This window comes from Morganella sp. Je.2.23 (genome assembly GCF_051129855.1).
Taxonomy (GTDB): domain Bacteria; phylum Pseudomonadota; class Gammaproteobacteria; order Enterobacterales; family Enterobacteriaceae; genus Morganella; species Morganella sibonii.
The window spans coordinates 1-294 of the sequence record NZ_JBCPSQ010000044.1 but is presented as its reverse complement, the minus strand read 5'-3'; the positions used below and the strand labels follow the sequence as shown (position 1 = coordinate 294).

The 294-nt window shown below is 55.4% G+C and carries 1 rRNA gene; it reads right to left on the bottom strand.

Features of this window, described 5'->3' with window-relative positions:
- Positions 1-294: ribosomal RNA gene (locus AAZR23_RS20780) — 23S ribosomal RNA — on the bottom strand; the annotation flags it as partial.

Here is a 294-nt window from a genome sequence, read left to right as displayed (position 1 = left end):
TAACCTGGAGCTTAGAGGCTTTTCCCGGAAGCAGAGCATCAATCACTTCACCACCGTAGTGGCTCGTCGTCACGCCTCAGTGTTAACAACCGACCGGATTTGCCTGGTCAGTCCACCTGCACGCTTAAACCGGGACAACCGTCGCCCGGATGATTTAGCTTTCTCCGTCCCCCCTTCGCAGTTACCACCAGTACGGGAATATTAACCCGTTGCCCATCGACTACGCTTTTCAGCCTCGCCTTAGGGGTCGACTCACCCTGCCCCGATTAACGTTGGACAGGAACCCTTGGTCTT